General features: G+C 62.4%; 21 protein-coding genes and 1 pseudogene. 13 read left to right on the forward strand and 9 right to left on the reverse strand.

The genetic code is table 11. The features are described 5' to 3' along the window. Positions 1 to 19 precede the first annotated feature (19 nt). Entirely contained in the window at positions 20 to 997 is a 978-nt protein-coding gene (locus QMK54_RS19445) for an AraC family transcriptional regulator (RefSeq protein WP_320401167.1), read from the forward strand. 68 nt (positions 998 to 1,065) lie between these two features. Then, positions 1,066 to 1,527 (forward strand): GNAT family N-acetyltransferase, encoded by a 462-nt coding sequence (locus tag QMK54_RS19450; RefSeq protein ID WP_320401168.1) that lies wholly within the window; start codon positions 1,066 to 1,068, stop codon positions 1,525 to 1,527. A 17-nt stretch (positions 1,528 to 1,544) separates the two neighbouring features. Here QMK54_RS19450 and QMK54_RS19455 read toward each other — a convergent pair whose 3' ends face one another. From QMK54_RS19455 to QMK54_RS19465, 3 genes are all read right to left on the reverse strand, one after another. Next, positions 1,545 to 2,762 (reverse strand): cytochrome c biogenesis protein DipZ, encoded by a 1,218-nt coding sequence (locus QMK54_RS19455; protein ID WP_223593169.1) that lies wholly within the window; start codon positions 2,760 to 2,762, stop codon positions 1,545 to 1,547. A 147-nt stretch (positions 2,763 to 2,909) separates the two neighbouring features. Continuing rightward, positions 2,910 to 3,122: a hypothetical protein gene (locus QMK54_RS19460; protein ID WP_110661688.1), complete on the reverse strand. Its 213-nt coding sequence runs from the start codon at positions 3,120 to 3,122 to the stop codon at positions 2,910 to 2,912. 48 nt (positions 3,123 to 3,170) lie between these two features. Next, a complete protein-coding gene (locus QMK54_RS19465; protein WP_110661686.1) occupies positions 3,171 to 3,434 on the reverse strand; it encodes a DUF2790 domain-containing protein in 264 nt (87 codons plus the stop codon). A gap of 306 nt (positions 3,435 to 3,740) precedes the next feature. On the opposite strand from QMK54_RS19465, the gene QMK54_RS19470 reads away from it, so the two are divergent. Together QMK54_RS19470 and QMK54_RS19475 are read left to right on the forward strand one after the other, a co-directional pair. Continuing rightward, a complete protein-coding gene (locus tag QMK54_RS19470) occupies positions 3,741 to 4,481 on the forward strand; it encodes a response regulator (RefSeq protein WP_008050458.1) in 741 nt (246 codons plus the stop codon). Beyond that, on the forward strand, positions 4,478 to 5,788 hold the full coding sequence (locus QMK54_RS19475) for an ATP-binding protein (protein ID WP_110661684.1): 1,311 nt from the start codon (positions 4,478 to 4,480) through the stop codon (positions 5,786 to 5,788). Before QMK54_RS19470 ends, QMK54_RS19475 begins: the two co-directional genes overlap by 4 nt. 717 nt (positions 5,789 to 6,505) lie before the next feature. On the opposite strand, the gene QMK54_RS19480 is transcribed toward QMK54_RS19475, so the two are convergent. Both QMK54_RS19480 and QMK54_RS19485 read right to left on the reverse strand, forming a co-directional pair. After that, positions 6,506 to 7,282, reverse strand: a complete 777-nt coding sequence (locus QMK54_RS19480) for a DUF2063 domain-containing protein (protein ID WP_320401169.1) — start codon at positions 7,280 to 7,282, stop codon at positions 6,506 to 6,508. 3 nt (positions 7,283 to 7,285) lie between these two features. Then, complete coding sequence (locus tag QMK54_RS19485) at positions 7,286 to 8,116, reverse strand: DUF692 domain-containing protein (protein ID WP_320401170.1); 831 nt, start codon at positions 8,114 to 8,116, stop codon at positions 7,286 to 7,288. Positions 8,117 to 8,569: 453 nt separating this feature from the next. Here QMK54_RS19485 and QMK54_RS19490 point away from each other — a divergent pair, with 453 nt between their 5' ends. Both QMK54_RS19490 and QMK54_RS19495 read left to right on the forward strand, forming a co-directional pair. Beyond that, entirely contained in the window at positions 8,570 to 9,616 is a 1,047-nt protein-coding gene (locus tag QMK54_RS19490; protein WP_223596061.1) for a class I SAM-dependent methyltransferase, read from the forward strand. Positions 9,617 to 9,741: 125 nt separating this feature from the next. Continuing rightward, positions 9,742 to 10,585 (forward strand): annotated as a pseudogene (locus QMK54_RS19495) (NAD-dependent protein deacetylase). 133 nt (positions 10,586 to 10,718) lie between these two features. On the opposite strand, the gene QMK54_RS19500 reads toward QMK54_RS19495, so the two are convergent. Continuing rightward, complete coding sequence (locus QMK54_RS19500) at positions 10,719 to 11,621, reverse strand: LysR family transcriptional regulator (RefSeq protein ID WP_110662270.1); 903 nt, start codon at positions 11,619 to 11,621, stop codon at positions 10,719 to 10,721. Between the two features lie 265 nt (positions 11,622 to 11,886). On the opposite strand from QMK54_RS19500, the gene QMK54_RS19505 reads away from it, so the two are divergent. From QMK54_RS19505 to QMK54_RS19515, 3 genes are read left to right on the forward strand one after another with little or no spacing between them, the layout of a single operon-like run. Next, the gene (locus tag QMK54_RS19505; RefSeq protein ID WP_110662269.1) at positions 11,887 to 12,585 is read left to right on the forward strand and encodes a CoA transferase subunit A; all 699 of its coding nucleotides are present in this window, start codon (positions 11,887 to 11,889) and stop codon (positions 12,583 to 12,585) included. Positions 12,586 to 12,621: 36 nt separating this feature from the next. Further along, the gene (locus tag QMK54_RS19510) at positions 12,622 to 13,287 is read left to right on the forward strand and encodes a CoA transferase subunit B (protein WP_057399619.1); all 666 of its coding nucleotides are present in this window, start codon (positions 12,622 to 12,624) and stop codon (positions 13,285 to 13,287) included. 11 nt (positions 13,288 to 13,298) lie between these two features. After that, positions 13,299 to 14,480, forward strand: coding sequence for an acetyl-CoA C-acetyltransferase (locus tag QMK54_RS19515; RefSeq protein WP_320401171.1), 1,182 nt, complete (start codon positions 13,299 to 13,301; stop codon positions 14,478 to 14,480). A gap of 308 nt (positions 14,481 to 14,788) precedes the next feature. On the opposite strand, the gene QMK54_RS19520 is transcribed toward QMK54_RS19515, so the two are convergent. Next, positions 14,789 to 16,111: an Nramp family divalent metal transporter gene (locus QMK54_RS19520; RefSeq protein ID WP_320401172.1), complete on the reverse strand. Its 1,323-nt coding sequence runs from the start codon at positions 16,109 to 16,111 to the stop codon at positions 14,789 to 14,791. A gap of 1,236 nt (positions 16,112 to 17,347) precedes the next feature. On the opposite strand from QMK54_RS19520, the gene QMK54_RS19525 reads away from it, so the two are divergent. From QMK54_RS19525 to QMK54_RS19540, 4 genes are all read left to right on the forward strand, one after another. Continuing rightward, positions 17,348 to 18,142: a hypothetical protein gene (locus QMK54_RS19525; protein WP_223596065.1), complete on the forward strand. Its 795-nt coding sequence runs from the start codon at positions 17,348 to 17,350 to the stop codon at positions 18,140 to 18,142. Positions 18,143 to 18,200: 58 nt separating this feature from the next. After that, on the forward strand, positions 18,201 to 19,118 hold the full coding sequence (locus tag QMK54_RS19530; RefSeq protein ID WP_223596055.1) for a DMT family transporter: 918 nt from the start codon (positions 18,201 to 18,203) through the stop codon (positions 19,116 to 19,118). Positions 19,119 to 19,201: 83 nt separating this feature from the next. Then, complete coding sequence (locus QMK54_RS19535; protein WP_110662573.1) at positions 19,202 to 19,873, forward strand: glutathione S-transferase family protein; 672 nt, start codon at positions 19,202 to 19,204, stop codon at positions 19,871 to 19,873. 282 nt (positions 19,874 to 20,155) lie between these two features. After that, positions 20,156 to 20,722 carry a hypothetical protein gene (locus QMK54_RS19540; RefSeq protein WP_110661603.1) on the forward strand — a complete coding sequence of 189 codons (567 nt, stop codon included), beginning with the start codon at positions 20,156 to 20,158 and terminating at the stop codon, positions 20,720 to 20,722. Between the two features lie 3 nt (positions 20,723 to 20,725). Here QMK54_RS19540 and QMK54_RS19545 read toward each other — a convergent pair whose 3' ends face one another. Beyond that, positions 20,726 to 21,442 (reverse strand): alpha/beta hydrolase, encoded by a 717-nt coding sequence (locus QMK54_RS19545; protein WP_110661601.1) that lies wholly within the window; start codon positions 21,440 to 21,442, stop codon positions 20,726 to 20,728. A gap of 211 nt (positions 21,443 to 21,653) precedes the next feature. Next, entirely contained in the window at positions 21,654 to 22,766 is a 1,113-nt protein-coding gene (locus tag QMK54_RS19550; RefSeq protein ID WP_320401173.1) for a M14 family metallopeptidase, read from the reverse strand. Between the last annotated feature and the right edge of the window lie 201 nt (positions 22,767 to 22,967).

The raw sequence follows: 22,967 nt of genomic DNA on the forward strand, positions 1-22,967 counted from the left end.
CCTTGCACGGGAACTCCTTATGGACGCTCTGTCACAGACCCTGCGCGTCGTGCACCTGGTCGGCGCGATCTTCATCAACGCCCGGTTCACCGCGCCCTGGTGCTACCAGTCGCCCAGTGCCGACACGGCGGCGCCGTTCCTGGAGCCCGATGCGGAACGGGTGGTGATCTTTCACCTGATCACCGAGGGCGAGTGCTATGTCGAACTGGGCGATGATCCGCCACTGCTACTGAGCGCGGGCGACGTGGTGATCTTCCCCCAGGGTGACGCCCATCGCATGTGCTCCCGACCTGGATTGCCCCCGGCCACGGGTGCGCGCCTGGATGCGGTGCTGGCGCGGCGGCCCCGGCAACTGAGTTATGGCGGCGGTGGCGCGGTCACCCGCCTGGTGTGCGGCTACCTGGCGTGCGACACGCGCCTGGCGGGCATGCTGCTCAAGGGCCTGCCGGCCGTGGTGCGGGTCAATGTGCGCGGTTCGAGCGCCGGCATCTGGCTGGAATCTTCCGTGCGTTATGCCCTCGCCGAAGCCCGCTCGCCCCGCCCCGGTGGCGAAGGCGTATTGGCCAAACTCGCCGAAGTGCTGTTCATCGAAGTGCTGCGCCTGTACATGAACGAACAGGACGAAGGCCGCACCGGCTGGCTGGCCGGCGTGCGCGACCGCATTGTCGGCGCCGCCCTCAACGCCTTGCACAAAAAACCCTGCCACGCCTGGACGCTGGACGAACTGGCACGCACCGCCAGCACCTCCAGATCGGTATTGGCCGAACGCTTCCAGCAACTGGTAGGGATCTCGCCGATGCAGTACCTGACGCAATGGCGCATGCTGCTCGCCGCCAACCTGTTACGCAGCAGCAACAGCTCATTGACGCGGATCGCCGAAGAAGTCGGCTACCAGACCGATACCGCCTTCAGCCGCGCTTTTCGTCGCGAGTTTGGCGCACCGCCGGCGGCGTGGCGGCGCGGGCAGGCGGCTTCGAATCACTTGAGCGGTCACTGAGCCGGTAGGGGCGACAGCACCACCCAGGACCGCTACTCTCGCGACTGACCTCTGAAAGGACTCACACCATGACACCCCGCCTGGACTGGCTTGCTCGCCATATGCAGCACAGCAACACATTCGCTGCGTGGATCCACCAGCAGTTCCACTACGAATACGCTGGGCAGCCACTGCCCGACTGGCAACGAGAGTTCGCCGAAGGCCAACACAGCGGCGACTGGAAATGTCTGATTGCCCTTGACCATGATGAGCTGCTGGGCGGCGCGGCACTGGCCCGGGCCGATCTGGCCCATCGCCCGGATCTTGGGCCTTGGCTCGCTTGCGTGTTCGTTACTCCCGAGGCACGCGGCAAGGGCCTGGCGGAGCGGTTGATCGAAGGGATTTGCGCGCAAGCCAAAGCCAGCGGCGAGACGAGGATCTACCTGCACACCCAGGACCAGAGCGATTACTACGCCAGGCGCGGTTGGGTAGTGCTGGAGCGTTTTCGGGCGTGGGACAAGGATCAATGGCTCATGGCGCGAGACCTGTGAGCCATTGATCGAGCGGTTTACGCGGCGGGCGTGCCGGCCTTGGCCTCTTCCAGCAACTGCTGAATCACTTGTTCCTGAGTGTCGTAGCTGCCTTCACCAAAGTGCGTGTAACGCACCTGCCCCTTGGCATCGATGATGTAGTGCGCCGGCCAGTACTGGTTGTCGAAGTTGCGCCAGATCGCGTAGTTGTTGTCGATCGCCACCGGGTAGGTGATGCCGTATTCCTTCACCTTGGCCCTGACGTTGTCGATGATGCGTTCAAAGCCGTATTCGGGCGTGTGTACGCCGATCACCACCAGACCGTCCTTTTCGTACTTCTTCGCCCAGTCCTTCACGTACGGCAGGGTGTGCTTGCAGTTGATGCAGTCGAAGGTCCAGAAGTCCACCAGCACCACCTTGCCTTTGAGCGCTTCGTTGGTCAGTGCGGGCGAGTTGATCCAGTCCACCGCGCCGGACAGCGACGGCATGGCGCCCTGGGCGTTGCCCATGGTGCTGTCGGCCTTGACCTTGCTGACCAGGTAATCGACGACTTTCGGCACGGTTTCCAGTACGCCTTTCTCGACACTGCTGACCGCTTCGGATGAGGTGTTGGCCAGCAGTTGGTCATTGGCACCCGTGGCAATCACCGCTGCCCCGCCCAACACCGCGACCCCGGCGCCACGACGCAACCAGCCAGTGACCGGAATCGCTGGTTTCAAGCGATTGACCAGGCCGCGACCGGCAAAGATCAAGGTACCCAGGGACAGCGCACTGCCCGCGCCATAGGCCACCAGCAGCAGACTGGTACCGGCGTTCGCGCCCTGCAGCATGGCGCTGGTCAGAATCACTCCGAGGATCGGTCCGGCGCACGGGGCCCAGAGCAGCCCGGTGGCGACACCGATCATGATCGAAGCCAGCGGTCCGGACATCTTGCGCGAGTTCGGGTCGATGCGATTGCCCAGCACCACGAAGGGCCGCGCCAGCCAGTCGCCGACCCGGGCCGAAATCAGCGACAGGGCGAACAGCACCATCACGAACAGGGCGACGTGGCGGCCGGTGTTGCTGGCTTGTATCACCCACTCAGTGCTGACCACGGCCAGGCTCGAAACCAGGGCGAACGTCAGAACCATGCCGCCGAGGGTGAGCAGGATCGAGGAGCGTGTGCGGTCGGCCCCGGCGAACAGGAATGGCACGACCGGCAGGATGCACGGGCTGAGGACGGTCAATATGCCGCCCAGGAAAGCGATGAGTAACATGGGATCACCTAATGCAAATTAGTGGACGACACAGAATCCTTGTGGGAGCGGGCTTGCTCGCGAATTGGCCGGTCCATTCAACATTGATATCAACCGAACGACCGCTTTCGCGAGCAAGCCCGCTCCCACAGTGGATTGGGGGTGTTTTCAAGCGGTCTGTTCATCCAGCAACTGCCCCTGCGGCGTGCGGCTGGCACCGTCTTGCGCCAGGAAGCCATTGGTACCCTTCTCTGCCACTGGCGTGAGCTGGAAGCAGGTGCTGCTACCACAGGCGCTTTGCTCGACGGCGGCGTTGGCATGGGCTGCGGCACCAGCGACGGAAAAGGCGATGGCGGTCAAGAAGCGGGAAACGTTGTTCATGATGTCCTTCCTGTTGCAAATGGATTAAACAGTGGTTGATCGCAGCACTCAGTTCTGCGAGTTGCAGTTGTCGGCGAACTTGCTGTAATCCAGCACCCGGGTTTCGGACTGGGAGTCGAGGTAGGTCAGCCGGGCATTCACCACGCCGCAGGAAGGCGTAGAGTCCTCGGTCAGCGACACCACTTTCTTGATGTCGAGGTGGCTGCCATAGGTGTAGGTTTTAGGCGCGACATCGGCTTCGGCACGGGCCGACAGGGTGCAGATGTTCAGGGCGGCAAACAGGCAAGCGGCGTAGATGGCCTTGGTGTTCATGGCGGATTCCTCAAAGTTTCAACAGGTCGTTGGTTCGTTTGGCCGAGGCGGTCTGGTTTGCCTCGATGGAACCTATTAAAAGCCTGTGAGGTATCTCGTCTGTGTCGGGAATCGACGCCAATCAATCGGTACGTATCAGAACCGGGCGCAGATACAGAGCAATACAAAACCGCTGAAAATCGGTTTTTTTGCCTTCGTGTGTATCCGCGGGCAAGCCAGATACACTGCAATACAAAGGGCGGCAGGCGAGCCCGCCCGGGCTCGATAGACTGTGTGGCATTCCCCATACATCAGAGGTTTGGCCCAATGGATCACGTTGATCACATCCTCATCGTTGACGATGACCGCGAAATCCGCGAACTGGTAGGCAATTACCTGAAGAAGAACGGCCTGCGCACCACCGTCGTGGCGGATGGACGGCAGATGCGCGCGTTTCTGGAAACCACGCCGGTGGACCTGATCGTGCTGGACATCATGATGCCGGGGGACGATGGCCTGCTGCTCTGCCGCGAACTGCGCGCGGGCAAACACAAGGCCACGCCGGTCCTGATGCTCACCGCCCGCAACGATGAAACCGACCGCATCCTCGGCCTGGAAATGGGCGCCGACGATTACCTGGTCAAGCCGTTCGCCGCCCGTGAACTGCTGGCGCGGATCAACGCGGTGCTGCGGCGCACCCGCATGCTGCCGCCGAACCTGGTGGTGACCGAAGCCAGTCGCCTGCTGGCCTTCGGCCGCTGGCGCCTGGACACCTCGGCCCGCCACCTGCTCGATGAGGACGGCACCATGGTGGCCCTGAGCGGTGCCGAGTACCGATTGCTGCGGGTGTTTCTCGACCACCCGCAACGGGTGCTCAACCGTGATCAATTGCTCAACCTGACCCAGGGCCGCGACGCCGATCTGTTCGATCGCTCCATCGACCTGCTGGTCAGCCGCCTGCGCCAGCGCTTGCTCGACGACGCCCGCGAACCGGCCTACATCAAGACCGTGCGCAGCGAAGGCTATGTGTTTTCCCTGCCGGTGGAAATCCTGGGCGATCAATCATGACCCTGGCGCTGCACTGGCCGCGCACCCTGGCCTCGCGGCTGTCGCTGATTTTCCTGATTGGCCTGATCCTCGCCCAGGCCTTGTCCTTTGGTGCACAGTACTACGAACGCTACGAATCCTCGAAAAACACCATGCTCGGCAACCTGGAAACCGACGTTTCTACCTCCGTTGCCATCCTCGACCGCTTGCCCGCCGATGAGCGCGCCGGTTGGCTGCAGCAACTGGAGCGACGCAATTACAGTTACCTGCTCGATGAGGGTTCACCGGGCACGCCGATACGCAGCGACATGCCCGATGCGCCCATTGCCCTGGCCTCGATCAAGGACGCCATCGGCCACGATTACCCGATGACCTTTACCGACATCCCCGGGCCGAAAAAGCATTTTCAAGTGCATTTGAACCTGGCGGACGGCAGCCCGCTGACCATCGACGTGCGCCCGGCGATGGTCCCGTTGTCGCCCTGGCTGCCCATCGTGCTGCTCGGGCAACTGGCGTTGATGCTGGCCTGCTCCTGGCTGGCGGTCAGAATCGCCATCCGCCCCCTCACCCGCCTCGCCGGCGCCGTCGAAACCCTCGACCCCAACACCCACCCCGTGCTCCTCGACGAAAAAGGCCCGACCGAAGTCGCCCACGCCGCCAAGGCCTTCAACTCGATGCAGGCACGCATCGCGGCGTACCTGAAAGAACGCATGCAACTGCTCGCGGCCATCTCCCACGACCTGCAAACCCCCATCACCCGCATGAAACTGCGCGCCGAGTTCATGGACGACTCCAGCGAAAAAGACAAACTGTGGAACGATCTGGGCGAGATGGAACACCTGGTGCGCGAAGGCGTGGCCTACGCCCGCAGCATCCACGGCGCCACCGAAGAAAGCCGCCGCACCGACCTCGACTCATTCCTCGACAGCCTGGTGTTCGACTACCAGGACGTGGGCAAGGACGTTCAACTCACCGGCAAGAGTGCCGCCGTCATCGACACCCGCCCCCACGCCTTGCGCCGGGTACTGGTCAACCTGACGGACAACGCACTGAAGTTTGCCGGTGCCGCCGAGTTGCGGGTGGAAAAGCAGGCCAATGGCAACCTCTCGATCAAAATCCTCGACCGTGGTCCGGGGATCGCCGAGGAAGAACTCAAGCAAGTGATGGAACCCTTCTACCGCGTGGAAAACTCCCGCAACCGCAGCACCGGCGGTACCGGGCTGGGGTTGGCGATTGCCCAGCAACTGGCGATCGCGATTGGCGGGGCGTTGACCTTGAGCAATCGTGAGGGTGGCGGGTTGTGTGCGGAGTTGAGATTGCCGGGGTAGAACGTTTCGGTTCAGGGGTGAAGAATGCCGGACAAGGCGTAAAATAATGGCCGGCTGGTAGGGCGTCATCGCTGGCAAGCCAGCTCCTACAGTTTGATTGGGTACATCTGCAAGATGTTGGTTGGCTGGTCGGCCGTCTTCGCGAGCAAGCCCGCTCCCACAGTTTGAGTGGCGTGTACCTGCGAGGGATTGGTTGGCTGGTCGGCCGCCATCGCTGGCAAGCCAGCTCCTACAGTTTGGCCGGGCATGTCTGCAAGAAATTGGTCGGCCGGCAGGCCGCCTTCGCGAGCAAGCCCGCTCCCACAGTTTGAGCGGCGTGTACCTGCGAGGGATTGGTTGGCTGGCAGGCCGCCATCGCTGGCAAGCCAGCTCCTACAGAAGAGCAAAGGCAAATCGGCGTACACCTTCGCTTTTCACCACTCATCAGGCCGAGCGTTAGCTCGCCTGCAGCTCTTGATCTTGATCCACCCGCCCCCTCGGGAGGCTGAGCGGAGGTGTTCATCCGGGGATGGGCGCGCAGCGCCGTTCGACGCAGTCGAACTCATCGCATGTAGGTGCCAGCGAAGCCAACCGGAGGGCGATGCCCCCGGATGAATGCCGGAGCGAAGGAACCCCGAGCCTAAGCGAGGGGCCGTACGCCAGGGGCGAGACCTTTTGGTTCCTTTTGGGGCGTTTGCCAAAAGGGACTCGCCGTAAGGGCGAAACCATAAGCCGCCGTTACCGAAGTAACGGATATGTACCCAAAACCCCAACAACCCCCTCCCCATGCATCTGCCGCAACAACCCCACCCCACCCTCCAAAAACCCCAAATCCCCCACCACCCCCACCTCCACCGCCAACCCCTGCAACTGCGCAAGCCCAGTCAACCCGGGAAACTCACCAATACGCTGCAACAATCGCCAAGCCAACGGACTCAACCCGGAAAACCTCACACTCCAGTCCTCATCCCGACGCACCAACAACAACGTCGGCTGATCAGGCAACACATCCGGCAGATACCCCGGCCCTACCTTGTGCACCGGCCAGGCATACGCCAACGGCCAGGCCAGCGGCGACACCTGCAAAACCCGATCCAGCAGCAACGCAACATCACCGACAACCAAAGGCTCGGCGTCCGACTGTTGCAAGGCCATTTCCACCCACTCGTAATGCGCCAGCTCCACCATGAACGGCGGCCACGACCCATCACTCAACGCCTGAGGCCCGTCCGCGAGAAACTCGACAAACTCCTGGGCGATTTCACCGAATTTCGGCGTGCGCGCGCGGTAGTCCCGCAGGAAGATGCGTACCAGCGCACGCCAATCCTCATCCCCAAGAATCCTCACCAACACCGGAAAGGTGCCACTGAGCAACGACGACAGATTGGCAAACACCAGGTCGCGATAAACCTGCGCCCGGGCAGGGTCCATCTCCGCGGGGGGCGCGCAATGCTCGGGATCACGCAAGTACTGGCCCATGCTGCTTTGCTGTTGATGCAACGATTGCTTGCTCACGGTTCAAATCTCCTGCTGCAGGCGGCGAATGGTCTGCAGTTCCGCCACCAGTTCGGCGAATGCCGGAAAGTTGAAATCGCGTTCCAGCAGCGTCGGTTGTGCACCGAACCGGGCATAAGCCTGGGCCAGCAACGCCCACACCGCCGGTTTGACCGAAGCGCCGTGGGTGTCGATTTTCAAAGTGTCGGACTCGTCGAAATGCCCGGCGATATGCATCGCCACCACCCGGCCCGCATCGATGCCAGCCAGAAACGCCTGCGGATCGAAACCGTGGTTGATCGAATTGACGTACACGTTGTTGACGTCCAGCAGCAAGTCGCAATCAGCCTCGCGCAACACCGCATTGGTGAACGTCACCTCGTCCATGTCCTGCTGGGGCGCCGCGTAGTAGGACACGTTTTCCACCGCCAGGCGCCGACCGAGGATGTCCTGGGCCTGGCGGATCCGCGCGGCGACGTGGTGCACCGCCTCTTCGGTGAACGGCAGCGGCAACAGGTCGTACAGGTGACCGTCATCGCTGCAGTAGCTCAGATGCTCGCTGTACAGCGGCACGTTGTAGTGATCGAGAAAACCCCGGACTTCCTGCAAAAAACCGACGTCCAGCGGCGACGGTCCGCCAAGGGACAGGGACAGGCCGTGACACGACAACGGATAGCGCTCGGCCAGCGCCCGCAATGCCGCGCCGTGGGCGCCACCGATGCCGATCCAGTTTTCCGGAGCGACCTCCAGAAAGTCGAAATGGCCGGCCGGGGCCGCTTGCAGGTCTTTGAGTAAACCGCGACGCAGGCCAAGCCCTGCGCTGGCCTTGACTACGGGGGAAATGGGTGTCTGCATGGGGTCGATCTCGCAAGAGGTTCAAGGACGCGAGCCAGTGCCCGCCTTGAGACACAGTTAATCGAAGGGGTGTATCGGGACTGTGTTCGGCTGGGGGCGGAACAGGAGGTCACTGTGTCAGGAAGGGTTCTGGATACAGTGGGATACACACGATCTTTGCGAGCACTGCTGATCCCTGTGGGAGCGGGCTTGCCCGCGAAGGCGGTGGGTCAGTCAACATCGCTTTTGAATGTGCCGGCCCCTTCGCGGGCAAGCCCGCTCCCACAGGGTCCAGCGTCGGTCAGGAACATGTTGCTTTCGTCGCACCAGGCCGCGCGGTACAAGCCCCGGACTAAACTTACTGCACCCAGGACCCGCTCAGCGTCCTGCACATTCCCACGACCACCGCCCAGCGGCGAACGCCTCGCCAATACAGCGCCCCTGGACCGTGATCCTGCCAAAGGAGCACACGTGATGGACGAGGCCAGACTCAACGATTTCATGGGCAAACTGGTAAATGACATGGGCGGCGCGGCGATGCTCGCCAACGTCATCCTTGGCGAAGAGCTCGGCCTGTACCGGGCGATGGCCGACAGCCAGCCGATCACTCCCGAAACCCTTGCCGAAAAAACCGGCTGCAACACCCGCCTGCTGCGTGAATGGCTCAGCGCCCACGCCGCCTCCGGCTACATGGAACACCGCGACGGCCAGTTCCGCCTCCCTGAAGAGCAAGCCCTGGCACTGGCCATCGAAGATTCACCGGTCTATATCGCCGGGGGTATCGGTGTGGTCGCGTCGTTTTTCCATGACAAGGACAAGCTGGTCAATGCCATGCGCGGCGACGGCGCCCTGCCCTGGGGCGATCACCATCCGTGCATGTTCAGCGGCACCGAACGTTTCTTCCGCCCCGGCTATAAAGCGCATTTGATCGCCGAATGGTTGCCGGCCCTCGATGGCGTGGTGGCCAAGCTGGAAGCCGGGGCCAAAGTGGCGGACATCGGCTGCGGTCATGGCGCGTCCACGGTGATCATGGCCCAGGCGTATGCGGATTCGCGTTTCGTCGGCTTCGACTACCACGCGCCATCGGTCACCGTCGCCACCCAGCGGGCCGAAGAAGGCGGTGTGTCCGACCGGGTCCGGTTCTTCCAGGGCAACGCAAAAAGCTTCCCCGGCAGCGACTACGACCTGATCTGCTACTTCGACTGCCTGCACGACATGGGCGACCCGGTGGGCGCAGCCAAACATGCCTATGAGTCGCTGAAGGAAGACGGCACGGTGTTGCTGGTCGAGCCCTACGCCAACGACTCGCTCGACGACAACATCAACCCGGTCGGACGCCTGTTCTACGCCGCCTCGACCTTCATCTGCACACCCAACTCGCTGTCCCAGGAAGTCGGCCTCGGCCTCGGCGCCCAGGCCGGTGAAGCGCGGTTGCGCAAGGTGTTCAATGAGGCCGGGTTCAGTTCGTTTCGCCGGGCCACGGAAACGCCGTTCAACCTGATCCTGGAGGCGCGCAAGTAACCCACACCGCCATCTGTAGGAGCGAGCTTGCTCGCGAAAAACGTGATCACTGCGCGGGGTGTCAGGCTTACAGTGTTATCGTTGGCTACCATCGCGAGCAAGCTCGCTCCTACAGGTTTCCCGGCATGCTCGACCGTCAGACCCGTGACCATCTCGATCACCTCCATCAGCTCATGGCGAATCAGCCGTTTGCCGTGCTGACCGGAGCCGGTATCAGCACGCCTTCGGGCATCCCGGACTATCGCGACAACCAGGGTGTGCGCCGTGGCCGGCAGCCAATGATGTATCAGGAATTTCTCTCGGCCGCGCAATCCCGGCGTCGTTACTGGGCGCGGGCGATGCTCGGCTGGCCACGGGTGCGTCAGGCGCAGCCGAACGTGGCCCACGACACCCTGGCCCGCTTGCAAGGCACGCGACAGATCAGCGCCTTGATCACCCAGAACGTCGACACCCTGCACGACCAGGCCGGCAGCCATGACGTGATTGAACTGCACGGTAGTTTGCACCGGGTGTTGTGCCTGGATTGCGGCCAGCGCAGCGAGCGCGATTCGATCCAGCGCCTGATGGAAACCCAGAACCCGTACCTGGCCGGCGTCGACGCGGTTCAGGCGCCGGACGGCGACACCTTGCTCGACCCGGCCTTCGAGGCACGCTTCCGGGTCCCGCACTGCCCGTATTGCGCCGGGGAGCGGATGAAGCCGGATGTGGTGTTCTTTGGCGAGAACGTCGCGCAGGCCACGGCAGCCCAAGGCCATGGCCGCCGTTGAACAGGCTGCCGGGTTGTTGGTAATCGGGTCTTCGTTGATGGCCTATTCGGCGTTTCGCCTGTGCCGGGCGGTGGTGGACCAGGGCAAGCCACTGATCGCGATCAACCTGGGCAAGACCCGGGCAGATGAGATGCTGGATTTGAAGATCGAGGGGTCGTGCGAGCGACTACTCCCCTTATTGGCAGAACGCCTCTCTAGCTGATCAACACAAAACCCTGTGGGAGCGGGCTTGCTCGCGAAAGCGGTGGGTCAGGCAATATCTCTATTGGATGTGCCGGCCTCTTCGCGAGCAAGCCCGCTCCCACAGGTATTGTGATCAGAACCAGGGATTGTGATCAGCTCGTGGAGAAACGCTGCCCCAGGTTCTCCTCCTTCAGCACATCAAACAACGCCTGCGCCGCCGCCGACAGCTCTCCACCCGGCAACGTCAACACCCCCAGCGCCCGCTCAACCACCGGGTCGCGCAAGGTAATGCAGCGCGCACCCAGCTCGCGCATCTGCCCGGCACACAGCGCCGGTACCGCGCTCACGCCCAGGCCACTGGCGACCATGCGCCCGACCGTCGCCAGTTGATGGCTTTCAAACTCCACCGGCAGCTTCATGCCCCGGGCTTGCAAGTGTTCTTCCAGCATCACCCGCACCGTCGACGGACGCTGCAAGGTAATGAACGGTTCCTTGAGCAGGGTCTGCCAGTCGATGTCATCGAGTTCGGCCAATGCCGAATCCAGGGGCACCACCGCGACGAAACGGTCGATGTACAACGGCGTGAATTGCAGCGACGAACTCATGGTCGGTTCGAACGCCACCCCCAGTTCCACCTGGCGGTCACGGACCATTTCCAGCACCTGCTCGTTGATCACGTCGTTGACCGTCACGTTGACATTCGGATAACGCGCGCGGAACGTCTTGAGGATCGGCGGCAGCAGGTTGCCGGCGAACGACGGCATCGCCGCCAGGGTCACGCGACCGCGCTGCAGGGTGAAGCGTTGACGCAGTTCATCCTCGACATTGTCCCAGTCGGCGATCAGCCGGCGCGCCAGCGGCACCAGGGATTCGCCCTCGGCGGTGAGTGCCACGTTGCGCGTGTTGCGGGTGAACAAGCGCCCGCCCAGGCCCTCTTCCAGCGCCTTGATGGTCAGGCTCAGGGCCGATTGCGACAGGTGCAGGCGCTCGCAGGCCACGGCAAAACTCAGGCTTTGCGCCACCGCCAGAAAGGCGCGGATCTGCTTGACGGTCATGGGTCGCTTAGCTCCAGAATGAATGAACCACTGAACCTTGTAGGAGCCGGCTTGCCGGCGATAGCGATATGGCAGGCGAAATCGATGTTGGCCTTATCCGCCGCCTTCGCCAGCAAGCCGGCTCCTACAGGTCTGCATTTTTCATCGTTTAATGAGCTTTATCAATCAATCAGACTTAAAAAACAACTTAACAAATGAATCAAGCGGCGCGACACTCCATCCCATTCGGCTAGCCAGCCGCCCACAAAGAATAAAAGAGGTGCATATGGCAGGTTTCGACAAGCGCGTGAGTTCCTACGAGGAAGCTCTGGCAGGTCTTGAAGACGGCATGACCGTGATCGCTGGCGGCTTCGGCCTGTGCGGGATCCCGGAAAACCTGATCGCCGAGATCAAGCGCAAGGGCACTCGCGACCTCACCGTGGTCTCCAACAACTGCGGCGTCGACGGTTTCGGCCTCGGCGTACTGCTGACCGACCGCCAGATCAGCAAAGTGGTAGCGTCCTACGTCGGCGAAAACAAGCTGTTCGAAGAGCAACTGCTCAAGGGCGAAATCGAAGTCATCCTGACCCCGCAAGGCACCCTCGCCGAAAAAATGCGCGCGGGCGGCGCCGGCATCCCGGCCTTCTTCACCGCCACCGGCGTTGGCACTCCAGTTGCCGACGGCAAGGAAGTGCGCGAATTCCATGGCCGCAAGTACCTGATGGAAGAGTCCATCACCGGCGACTTCGCCATCGTCAAAGGCTGGAAAGCCGACCATTTCGGTAACGTGATCTATCGCCATACCGCGCAGAACTTCAACCCGCTGGCCGCCACCGCCGGCAAGATCACCGTGGTCGAAGTCGAAGAAATCGTCGAACCCGGCGAGCTGGACCCGGCGCAGATCCACACCCCTGGCATCTACGTCGACCGGATCATCTGCGGCACGTTCGAGAAGCGCATCGAACAGCGCACCGTGCGTAAGTGATCCCCTGCCCCCGGACCGAATGAAGGAATAACGACAATGGCACTTTCCCGCGAACAAATGGCTCAACGCGTCGCCCGCGAAATGCAGGACGGCTTCTACGTGAACCTGGGCATCGGTATTCCGACCCTGGTCGCCAACTACATCCCCGAAGGCATGGAGGTCATGCTGCAGTCGGAAAACGGCCTGCTGGGCATGGGTCCGTTTCCTACCGAAGAAACCATCGATGCCGACATGATCAACGCCGGCAAGCAAACGGTGACCGCGCGCATCGGCGCTTCGATTTTCTCCTCGGCCGAGTCCTTCGCGATGATTCGCGGTGGTCATGTCGACCTGACCGTGCTGGGCGCCTTTGAAGTGGACGTGCAAGGCAACATCGCTTCCTGGATGATCCCCGGCAAGCTGGTCAAGGGCATGGGCGGCGCGATGGACCTGGTGGCCGGCGCCGACAACATCATCGTGATCATGACCCACGCGTCCAAGGACGGTGAGTCCAAGCTGTTGTCGCAATGCAGCCTGCCGCTGACCGGCGCCGGTTGCATCAAGCGCGTGTTGACCGACCTGGCCTACCTGGAAATCGAAAACGGCGCGTTCATTCTGAAAGAGCGTGCACCGGGCGTCAGCGTCGAAGAGATCGTCGCCAAGACTGCCGGTAAACTGATCGTGCCGGACCACGTGCCGGAAATGCAGTTCGCTGCCCAGTGAGGAATCATTCCATGCAAGAAGTCGTCATTGTTGCCGCCACGCGCACCGCGATCGGCAGTTTCCAGGGATCGCTGGCCAATGTGTCCGCCGTCGACCTCGGCGCTGCGGTGATCCGCCAGTTGCTGGCGCAAACCGGCCTGGATCCGGCCGAAGTCGATGAAGTGATCATGGGCCAGGTGCTGACCGCCGGCGCCGGGCAAAACCCTGCGCGCCAGGCCGCGATCAAGGCCGGCCTGCCGTTCGCCGTGCCGGCCATGACCCTGAACAAGGTCTGCGGCTCGGGCCTCAAGGCCCTGCACCTGGGTGCCCAGGCGATCCGCTGCGGCGATGCCGAGGTGATCATCGCCGGTGGCCAGGAAAACATGAGCCTGGCCAACTACGTCATGCCCGGCGCCCGCACCGGCCTGCGCATGGGACACGCGCAAATCGTCGACACCATGATCAGCGATGGCCTGTGGGATGCGTTCAACGACTACCACATGGGCATCACCGCCGAGAACCTGGCCGAGAAGTACAGCCTGACTCGCGAGCAGCAGGATGCCTTCGCGGCAGCCTCACAGCAGAAGGCCGTGGCCGCCATCGAAGCCGGGCGCTTCGTCGATGAAATCACCCCGATCCTGATCCCGCAGCGCAAGGGCGATCCGCTGTCCTTCGCCACCGACGAGCAGCCACGGGCCGGCACCACCGCCGAGTCCCTGGGCAAGCTCAAGCCAGCCTTCAAGAAGGACGGTTCGGTAACCGCCGGCAACGCTTCGTCACTGAACGACGGCGCCGCGGCCGTGATCCTGATGAGCGCCGAAAAAGCCAAGGCCCTGGGTTTGCCAGTGCTGGCAAAAATCGCCGCCTACGCCAACGCAGGCGTCGACCCGGCAATCATGGGCATCGGCCCGGTGTCGGCCACCCGTCGTTGCCTGGACAAGGCCGGCTGGAACATCGACCAACTAGACCTGATCGAAGCCAACGAAGCCTTCGCCGCGCAGTCGCTGGCGGTAGCCAAGGACCTGGAATGGGACTTGAACAAGGTCAACGTCAACGGCGGCGCCATCGCCCTGGGTCACCCGATCGGTGCCTCGGGTTGCCGCGTACTAGTGACCCTGCTGCATGAAATGCTCAAGCGCGACGCCAAGAAAGGCCTCGCCACCCTGTGTATCGGTGGTGGTCAGGGCGTGGCACTGGCGCTCGAAAGGGCTTAAAAGCGTTCAACAGACGGCGCGGGGACCCACGAAGATCTGTCGCCGCCTGGCAACACACCCGGTGCCCTGTGGCGAGGGGGCTTGCCGCCGTTGGAGTGCGAAGCGCTCCCAAAATACTCGACTATTGCCGAGATTCTGGGGTTGCTGCGCAACCCAACGGGGGCAAGCCCCCTCGCCACACACCGGGTTCTTTTTTGCCTGCATTTTTTCAGGTGGACCGAGTCATCGTTCTTCGCGAGCAAGCCCGCTCCCACAGTTGACCGCATTACCCTGTGGGAGCGGGCTTGCTCGCGAAGAGGCCCGACGGGTCAGCCCAGAAACTGCAGAATCAACCAACTGTTCGCCCCACTGATCACGACAAACAACCCCCACGCCAACACCCGCGTCGGCAGCCGGTTCACCAGCGGCCCCATGAGCGAGTGATCGTTGGTCATGCGAATCAACGGGTACAACGCGAACGGCAACTGCAAACTCAACACCACCTGACTCAACACCAGCAACTTGCCGATGGCGTCATCGCCCATCAGCCACACGCCGATGAACGCCGGGATCAGCGCCAGCCCGCGCGTGATCAGGCGCCGTTGCCAGCAGGGAATGCGCAGGTTGAGGAACCCTTCCATGATCACCTGGCCGGCGATGGTGCCGGTGAAGGTCGAACTCTGCCCCGAGGCCAGCAATGCCACGCCAAACAACACACTGGCCAAGGCCCCTCCCACCAGTGGGTCGAGCAGGTGATAGGCATCCTGGATGTCCACGACATCGGTGTGCCCGGACTGATGGAAGGCTGCCGCCGCCAGAATCAGGATCGCCGCGTTGACCAGCAGCGCCAGTGCCAGGGAACCGATGGTGTCGATACGCGCCAGCTTGACTGCGTCCTGCTTGCTGGCCAGGTCCTTGCCGATCAACCGGGTTTGCACGATGGACGTGTGCAGGTACAGGTTATGCGGCATGACCGTGGCCCCGAGGATGCCGATGGCCAGGTACAGCGGCGCCGCATCGCCGATGGCCGACAGCGATGGCGTGAAACCGCGGGCGACATCGGGCCAGTAGGGCTTGATCAGCAGCAACTCGACGAAGAAGCACACGCCGATGGTCCCGACCAGTACCAGCTTGATCGCTTCGAGCCGACGGAAACCACGGTTCTGCAAGGCCAGCACCAACAAGGTGTCGAAGGCCGTGAGGGCGATGCCGAAGGTCAGCGAGCAACCGAGCAACAAATGGAACGCCAGCGCGCAGCCGAGCACCTCGGCGAGGTCGGTGGCGATGATCGAGATCTCCGCCAGAAACCACTGCGTGCGAGCGGTGCGCGTGCTGTAGCGCTCCCTTGACAATTGCGCCAGGTCACGCCCGGTGGCAATGCCCAGGCGCGAACACAGGCACTGCACCACCATTCCCGCCAGACTCGCCAGCAGCACCACGAACAGCAGGCTGTAGCCGAACCGCGAACCGGCCTCGATGGCGGTAGCCCAGTTGCCCGGGTCCATGTAACCGATGGACACCAACAACCCCGGCCCGGCAAAGCGCAGGACACGTTTGAAGAACGACGCACGCGGGTCGACGGCGACGCTGCCGGCCACTTCCGGCGGACAAAACGGCGCAGTCGCGGTCTTGGGCAAAAAACTGAAGTTCACACGATGATCCATCAACAGGTGGGAAGGCTCTCAGGCAGGTGGTGATCATCGCAAAAATCAGGAGACGCAAAAGCCCCTTTCGTACAATTTCGAGGGATAACGCGTGTGAACCGGATAAACCCGGCGCACCTGGGTCCATCGCCAACGCGGTCCCGTGTAGGAGCTGGCTTGCCAGCGATGGTCGTCAACGATAACGCGCGTAAACCGGATAAACGCGGCGCACTAGAGTCCATCGCCAGCAAGCCGGCTCCTACAGGGTGCGTAGGTCACGCGGTCCCGTGTAGGAGCTGGCTTGCCAGCGATGGTCGTCAACGATAACGCGCATAAACCGGATAAACGCGGCGTACTCGAGTCCATCGCCAGCAAGCCGGCTCCTACAGGTGCGTAGGTCACGCGGTCCCGTGTAGGAGCTGGCTTGCCAGCGATGGTCGTTAACGATAACGCGCGTAAACCGGATAAACGCGGCGTACTCGAGTCCATCGCCAGCAAGCCGGCTCCTACAGGGCGCGTAGGTCTCGCGGTCCCGTGTAGGAGCTGGCTTGCCAGTGATGGTCGTTAACGATAACGCTGGTAAACCGGATAAACGCGGCGCACTTGAGTCCATCGCCAGCAAGCCGGCTCCTACAGGGCGCGTAGGTCTCGCGGTCCCGTGTAGGAGCTGGCTTGCCAGTGATGGTCGTTAACGATAACGCTGGTAAACCGGATAAACGCGGCGCACTCGAGTCCATCGCCAGCAAGCCGGCTCCTACAGGGCGCGTAGGTCTCGCGGTCCCGTGTAGGAGCTGGCTTGCCAGTGATGGTCGTTAACGATAACGCTGGTAAACCGGATAAACGCGGCGCACTCGAGTCCATCGCCAGCAAGCCGGCTCCTACAGGTGCGTAGGTCACGCGGTCCCGTGTAGGAGCTGGCTTGCCAGCGATGGTCGTTAACGATAACGCGCGTAAACCGGATAAACGCAGCGCACTCGAGTCCATCGCCAGCAAGCCGGCTCCTACAGGGCGCGTAGGTCACGCGGTCCCGTGTAGGAGCTGGCTTGCCAGCGATGGTCGTCAACGATAACGCGCGTAAACCGGATAAACGCGGTGCACTCGAGTCCATCGCCAGCAAGCTGGCTCCTACAGGTGTTGCGTTATCGGTGTTTCCCGGGATTGCGTGAAGAAGCTTTTATTTTTGTATACAAAATCCAGCCGATGCGATGTTACCGTTGCCACCTCACACAGGTCGGAGACATGCGCGTGTTGATCCTTAAACTACTGGTAATCCCAGGCTTCCTGCTGCTGATTTCCCTGGCTGGCAAACGCTGGGGGCCGAGCGTGGCCGGTTGGCTGTCGGGGTTGCCGGTGGTGGTCGGGCCGATCCTGTTGTTCCTCGCCCTGGAGCAAGGCGAGGCGTTCGCCGCGCAATCGGCTACCGCCGCGCTGTCGGCGATGTTCGCGATGATTGCGTTTTGCGTGACCTACGCCCAGGTCGCACAACGGGCCGGATGGCCGCTGGCGTTGTTGATCTCGCTGGCGGTCTGGGCGGCGGTGGCGGTTGTCCTGTCGCTGATCCCGGCATCCCTGGTTTTTTCGGTGTGCGCCGCCGCGACCGCGCTGCTCGCCGCGCCGTACCTGTTTCCCACCGTGCAACCGCTACTCAGTGGCCCGCCGCCAAAATCCGACAAGCTTCTGCTGCGCATGGTGGCCGGTGCCTTGCTCACGTTGGTCGTGACACTGCTGGCCAGCACCGTCGGCGACCGCTGGAGCGGCCTGCTGGCGGTGTTCCCGGTATTGGGCAGCGTGATGGCGGTGTTCTCCCAGCAAACCCGTGGCCCGGCCTTTACCGCCGCGTTGCTGCGCGCCACTGCCACTGGCATGTATTCGTTCGCCGCGTTCTGCCTGGTGTTGGCCCTGACCTTGCCGACGCTGGGGATGAACGCGTTTGTGCTGGGCGTCGCAGTGTCGGTGGCCATGCTGGGCGTGACCAAACGCTTGCTCGCGCGGCCGGTCGGCCCGACGACAGACACTGGAGGAACGGCGATCAAACGCTAAGCTGCATGATGTCATCGGGCCAGGATGTTGCCCGCCTCTACGCGCTGAAGGAACAGACATGACTGCATCTCGCTTGCGCAATGCCCGTTCGGCGACCGCCGTGGGCGTGATTGCGATCTTCCTCTGGTCTTGCCTGGCGTTGTTGACCACCCTCACCGAAGGCATCCCGCCCTTTGAACTGCTGACCTTGAGTTTCGGCGTGGCCTTTGCCGCGAGCCTGATCACCCTCGGCCGCCACGGTCTGGCCGGGTTCAGCAGCTGGCGCCAACCCTGGGCCGTGTGGGCCACCGGTTTCATCGGCATTTTCGTCTATCACGCGCTGTACTTCTTCGCGCTCAAGGTCGCGCCTGCCGCCGAAGCCAGCCTGATCAATTACCTGTGGCCGTTGATACTGGTACTGCTGTCGGCCTTCGCCGCCGGAGAAAAGCTGCACAAGCGCCAGGTGCTCGGCGCGGTGCTGGGCCTGGCGGGCACGGCGTTCATCATGCAGCAACGAGCGACCCATTCGGCCGCGACGATGCCGGTCGCCGGGTATCTGGCGGCGTTCGGCTGTGCACTGATCTGGGCTGGCTACTCGGTGTTCAACCGTCGTTTCAGCGCGGTGCCAAGCAGCATCATCGGTGGAATCTGCGGCATGTCGGCCGCTGTCGGGCTGGTCTGCCACCTGGCCTTCGAAACCACTGTGTGGCCCGATATCAAACAATGGGCGGCGCTTGTCGTCCTCGGCCTGGGCCCGGCAGGCCTGGCATTTTTCGCCTGGGACCACGCCACCAAGCACGGCAACCTGGCGACGCTGGGGGCACTGTCTTATCTGGCACCGCTGATTTCGACCATGCTGCTGATCGTCGTCGGCCATGGCCACGCCAGCCCGATCCTGATCGTGCCGGCATTGCTGATCATCGCCGGCGCGGTGATTGCCACCGCACAGGCGCCCGAAAAAGCCCCGGTAACCCGTTCGATTGTTTCGCACGAGTAGAACAACACCCTTGCACGTCAATCGAACAGGTTTGCTTCAACATCAGCCTCAGTTCCACCCCCTACCCGACTGAGGCCTACACCATGAAATTCTTTTTCCACCCTTCGCCGAACCCGATGAAAGTTGCCCTGCTGCTCGAAGAACTGCAAACGCCCTACGAATTGATCGGCGTCGACACCTTCAAGGGCGAGCAACACCAGCCAGCCTTCCTGGCAATCAACCCGAACGCCAAGGTGCCCGCACTGGTGGATGGCGACGCCACTGTGTTCGACTCCCAGGCGATCCTGCTGCACCTGGCGCAGAAACATCAGCGCTTTGTGCCGACCACTGCTGCCGGCCAGGCCGAAATGCTCTCGTGGTTGATGTTCATCGGCACCGGCCTGTCGCCGTTCTCCGGCCAGGCGGTGCACTTCCTGCACCACGCTCCGGAAGATCTGCCCTACGCGAAAAACCGTTACTTCAAGGAAGTCGAACGCCACTACCGCATCCTCGACGAACGCCTGGCCCAGCATCAGTACCTGGCCGGCGACACCTACAGCATCGCCGACATGGCCCTGTGGGGCTGGGCCAACTACGCGCCCTACATCCTTGGCGAAAACGGCCTGGCGGCCTACCCGAACGTCAAGCGCCTGTACGATGAAGTCAGCGCCCGCCCGGCCGCCCAGCGTGCCCATGGCCTGAAAGAGCAACTGGTGCTCAAGGCCGAATTCGACGAAGAAACCCGTCGCAACCTGTTCCCGCAAAACCAGGCGTAATCCGAAGGTTTCAGCCTTCGAGGGTGATGAAAAAAGTGATCACTGTGGCGAGGGAGCTTGCCTGTGGCGAGGGGGCTTGCCCCCGTTGGAGTGCGAAGCGCTCCCAAGCTCTCCGACAATTCCCGAGATTTTGAGGGTCGCTACGCAACCCAACGGGGGCAAGCCCCCTCGCCACAGGTAAGCGACCTCACTCAAGTGACCGCTCGTTAGAGCACGCTGGAATGCATCACATCCTCCATGGGATGATCGCGCCCCACCGCGCGTTCGTCCCTGGAGATTTCGATGTCATTGTTGAGTAAAAAAGCCCTTGTCCTGCTGCTGGCAGCGGTTACCGGCCTGGGGGCTTTGAATGCGCAGGCCGCCCAGGCCACTGCCAGCGATGCGCCGGCCCAGAAAGTCTCGATGCTCGGCGGCAAGTTCACCTTCAACCTGCCCAAGGGTTTCAGCGCCAACCCGCTGCCCGCCAGCCCGGACGGCGCCAGCGGCACCCTGTACAGCAATGCGACCACCAAGACCGTGGTGATCGCCGCGGAAAACACCCTGCCCAAAGGTATCAGCGTCAAGGACAACGACGGCGAGTTCCTCGACGGCACCGTGGCTGACTTCGATTCGGCGCAACACAAGTCCCTGCCCGACTACAACAAACTGAGCGAGAAAAGCCTGACCCAGAAAACCGGGCTGGGCCTGCGCCAGGTAGACGGCACCGCCACCCAGGGCGGCGGCATGACCCTCACCACCACGCTGATGGCAGCATCCGGCACCCGCATGGCGGTGATTCAGGTGATCTCCCGTCCCGGCGACATGGCGGCCCACGAAACCCTGATCAAACAGATCGTCAGCGGAAAGTAAGGCTCAAGGGTTCAGACGCTGCAGCCAGGCGCTCAGATCCTGGATCTCGTCGGCGCTGATGTTGTGGCCGACACCGGGATAGCCGTGAAACTCAGGCTCGAGCGACACGCTCTGCAGCAAGCTGTTGGCTTCGCTGCCGTCGCTGTAGGGAAGGCGTTTGTCCTGCTCGCCATGACCGATGAAAATCGCCAGCGACTGGCGCTTTTCATCCGGTTTGAGCTCATCCTTGAGCACTGGCAGAATCCGTCCGCTCAGCGCAGCGATGCCACCCAGCGCCTCGGGATGTCGCAGGCCTACCTCGTAGGACATGATCGCGCCCTGGCTGAATCCCACCAGGTACACCTTCTCGGGTTCGGTGTGATATTTCTTCGTGGCCTGTGCGACGAAATCCAGCAGCACCTGGCCGCTGGACTTCAGATCATCGGTCTCGCCGTTGTAGGCCCCTTCGCCCTTCTTGCGAAACCACTGGTAACTGCCCGCCTCCAACACCAAGGGTGCCTGCACCGACAGGTAGGTGTAAGACGCGGGCAAGTCATCCTTGATGCCGAACAGGTCCTGCTCGTTACTGCCGTAACCGTGGAGGAAAATCACCAGGGGTTGATGGTTCGAATCGGCGTTGGCCTGCTCCAGGTACTTGAGCGGCAGGTCGGTTTGCAGCGGGGTTTGGGCGTGGACGGCAGAGGATGCCAGGAGCGTGAGCAGCGCGAGAATCTTCAACATGGGTCTTCCTTCTCGGAATGCAGGATTCGGGGAAGAGCCTAACACTGGTCAGTAGGCAGGAACATCTCGGGCGTGGCGGATGCCGTCTTCGCGAGCAAGCCCGCTCCCACATTGGATCTTCAGTGAACACAGAATAGGTGTGCAACAACGATCCAGTGTGGGAGCGGGCTTGCTCGCGAAGAGGCCCGAACAGCCTGCAAAAATCCCCGGCTCAGTCGTTAATCAACTTGCCCGCCCGAATCGCCTCGCGCCCGGCAACTTTCGCCTGCCAGGTCCCCGGCTGGGTATAACGCCCACGGTCGATGGCAAACAGCACGCCACTGGTGCCGGCCTGCACGGTGGTGACTTTGTCGTTCAACGGGTCGACCACCTCGAACAGCGCATCGCCCTTCTCCACCCACTCCCCGGCTTCCCGCAGGAAACTGACCACGCCGTGATGCGGTGCGAACAGGTATTGGGTGCCTTCGAACGGCATGCCTTCACAGCATTCGGCCGGTGCCGCCGGCCAGGTGCCGGAGATGAAACCCTGTTCGGCGAGGAAACCGAGAATGGCCTCGCAATTGGCCTGGGCCTGGTCGATGCGGGTGTCGCCCATGCTGCCCAGTTCCAGCGTGGTCGCCAGGTTGGCCGGTGGAATCGCCGCCGCCGGAAACATCCTGGCCAGGCGCAACCATGGTGAAGAACAGGACTCATCGAACGAGCTGCCGCCGGAATCTTCACACAACAACGCCACGCCGGCCTTCAGGCGCGCCGCCAGGGATTGCCATTGAGGCCAGTGCTGCGGCAACGCGTAGATGTGGATCGCCGCTTCGAAGTCGCAATGCAGGTCGAGGGTGATATCGGCGTCGCAGGCATGGCGCAACAACAGGCGGTGCATTGCTTCCAGCTGCGATGTCGCTGCCGGCAAGTCGTCGAGGACCTGGCCCATGGCCTGGCGAATCAACGCGATGTTGGCCTGGGCATCGCTGCCGAGGCGATCACCGATCAACCCGGCCACCGGCGCGCTGAGTTCGACGAACGAGCGGTTGAAGTTCTTGCCGCTGCCGAGCTCGAAGCGCCCCATGTGGCTGCCTTGCAGGTGCTGGTCCAGGCCAATGGGGTTGGCCACCGGCACCAGTTCGACCACACCCTTCAATTGGCCCTGCTGCTCAAGTTCGGCCAGGCGCTTTTTCAACTCCCAGGCCGTGCGCATGCCCGGCAGTTCGTCGGCGTGCAGGCTGGCCTGGATGTACACCTTGCGCGGGCCTGCGCCATAACGAAACACGCTGAGGGTACGCTCGGTGCCCAGGTGGCTCCAGGGCAATGGGTGGTCGATGCGTTGCATGGGGGAGACTCCTGATGTCTGTACGGTGAGATCACCTGTGGGAGCGGGCTTGCTCGCGAAAGCGTCGTGTCAGGCAACATCAATGCTGAATGTACCGACGTCTTCGCGAGCAAGCCCGCTCCCACAGGTTTCTCGTTTCAATAGAAAGAAAGCACAAAAAAAATGGCAACCGCGCCAACGATTGCCATTTTTTCAGCCCGC

The sequence above is a fragment of the Pseudomonas sp. P5_109 genome (assembly GCF_034009455.1).
Taxonomy (GTDB): domain Bacteria; phylum Pseudomonadota; class Gammaproteobacteria; order Pseudomonadales; family Pseudomonadaceae; genus Aquipseudomonas.

What these genes read in the sequence shown, in the direction of transcription:
- QMK54_RS19470 (WP_008050458.1), top strand. Translation starts at nt 3,741, where the DNA reads ATGGATCACGTTGATCACATCCTCATCGTTGACGATGACCGCGAAATC.
- QMK54_RS19455 (WP_223593169.1), bottom strand. Translation starts at nt 2,762, where the DNA reads ATGTTACTCATCGCTTTCCTGGGCGGCATATTGACCGTCCTCAGCCCG.
- QMK54_RS19540 (WP_110661603.1), top strand. Translation starts at nt 20,156, where the DNA reads ATGTCATTGTTGAGTAAAAAAGCCCTTGTCCTGCTGCTGGCAGCGGTT.
- QMK54_RS19505 (WP_110662269.1), top strand. Translation starts at nt 11,887, where the DNA reads ATGGCAGGTTTCGACAAGCGCGTGAGTTCCTACGAGGAAGCTCTGGCA.
- QMK54_RS19490 (WP_223596061.1), top strand. Translation starts at nt 8,570, where the DNA reads ATGGACGAGGCCAGACTCAACGATTTCATGGGCAAACTGGTAAATGAC.
- QMK54_RS19530 (WP_223596055.1), top strand. Translation starts at nt 18,201, where the DNA reads ATGACTGCATCTCGCTTGCGCAATGCCCGTTCGGCGACCGCCGTGGGC.
- QMK54_RS19485 (WP_320401170.1), bottom strand. Translation starts at nt 8,116, where the DNA reads ATGCAGACACCCATTTCCCCCGTAGTCAAGGCCAGCGCAGGGCTTGGC.
- QMK54_RS19465 (WP_110661686.1), bottom strand. Translation starts at nt 3,434, where the DNA reads ATGAACACCAAGGCCATCTACGCCGCTTGCCTGTTTGCCGCCCTGAAC.
- QMK54_RS19460 (WP_110661688.1), bottom strand. Translation starts at nt 3,122, where the DNA reads ATGAACAACGTTTCCCGCTTCTTGACCGCCATCGCCTTTTCCGTCGCT.
- QMK54_RS19500 (WP_110662270.1), bottom strand. Translation starts at nt 11,621, where the DNA reads ATGACCGTCAAGCAGATCCGCGCCTTTCTGGCGGTGGCGCAAAGCCTG.
- QMK54_RS19515 (WP_320401171.1), top strand. Translation starts at nt 13,299, where the DNA reads ATGCAAGAAGTCGTCATTGTTGCCGCCACGCGCACCGCGATCGGCAGT.
- QMK54_RS19450 (WP_320401168.1), top strand. Translation starts at nt 1,066, where the DNA reads ATGACACCCCGCCTGGACTGGCTTGCTCGCCATATGCAGCACAGCAAC.
- QMK54_RS19445 (WP_320401167.1), top strand. Translation starts at nt 20, where the DNA reads ATGGACGCTCTGTCACAGACCCTGCGCGTCGTGCACCTGGTCGGCGCG.
- QMK54_RS19510 (WP_057399619.1), top strand. Translation starts at nt 12,622, where the DNA reads ATGGCACTTTCCCGCGAACAAATGGCTCAACGCGTCGCCCGCGAAATG.
- QMK54_RS19550 (WP_320401173.1), bottom strand. Translation starts at nt 22,766, where the DNA reads ATGCAACGCATCGACCACCCATTGCCCTGGAGCCACCTGGGCACCGAG.
- QMK54_RS19475 (WP_110661684.1), top strand. Translation starts at nt 4,478, where the DNA reads ATGACCCTGGCGCTGCACTGGCCGCGCACCCTGGCCTCGCGGCTGTCG.
- QMK54_RS19535 (WP_110662573.1), top strand. Translation starts at nt 19,202, where the DNA reads ATGAAATTCTTTTTCCACCCTTCGCCGAACCCGATGAAAGTTGCCCTG.
- QMK54_RS19545 (WP_110661601.1), bottom strand. Translation starts at nt 21,442, where the DNA reads ATGTTGAAGATTCTCGCGCTGCTCACGCTCCTGGCATCCTCTGCCGTC.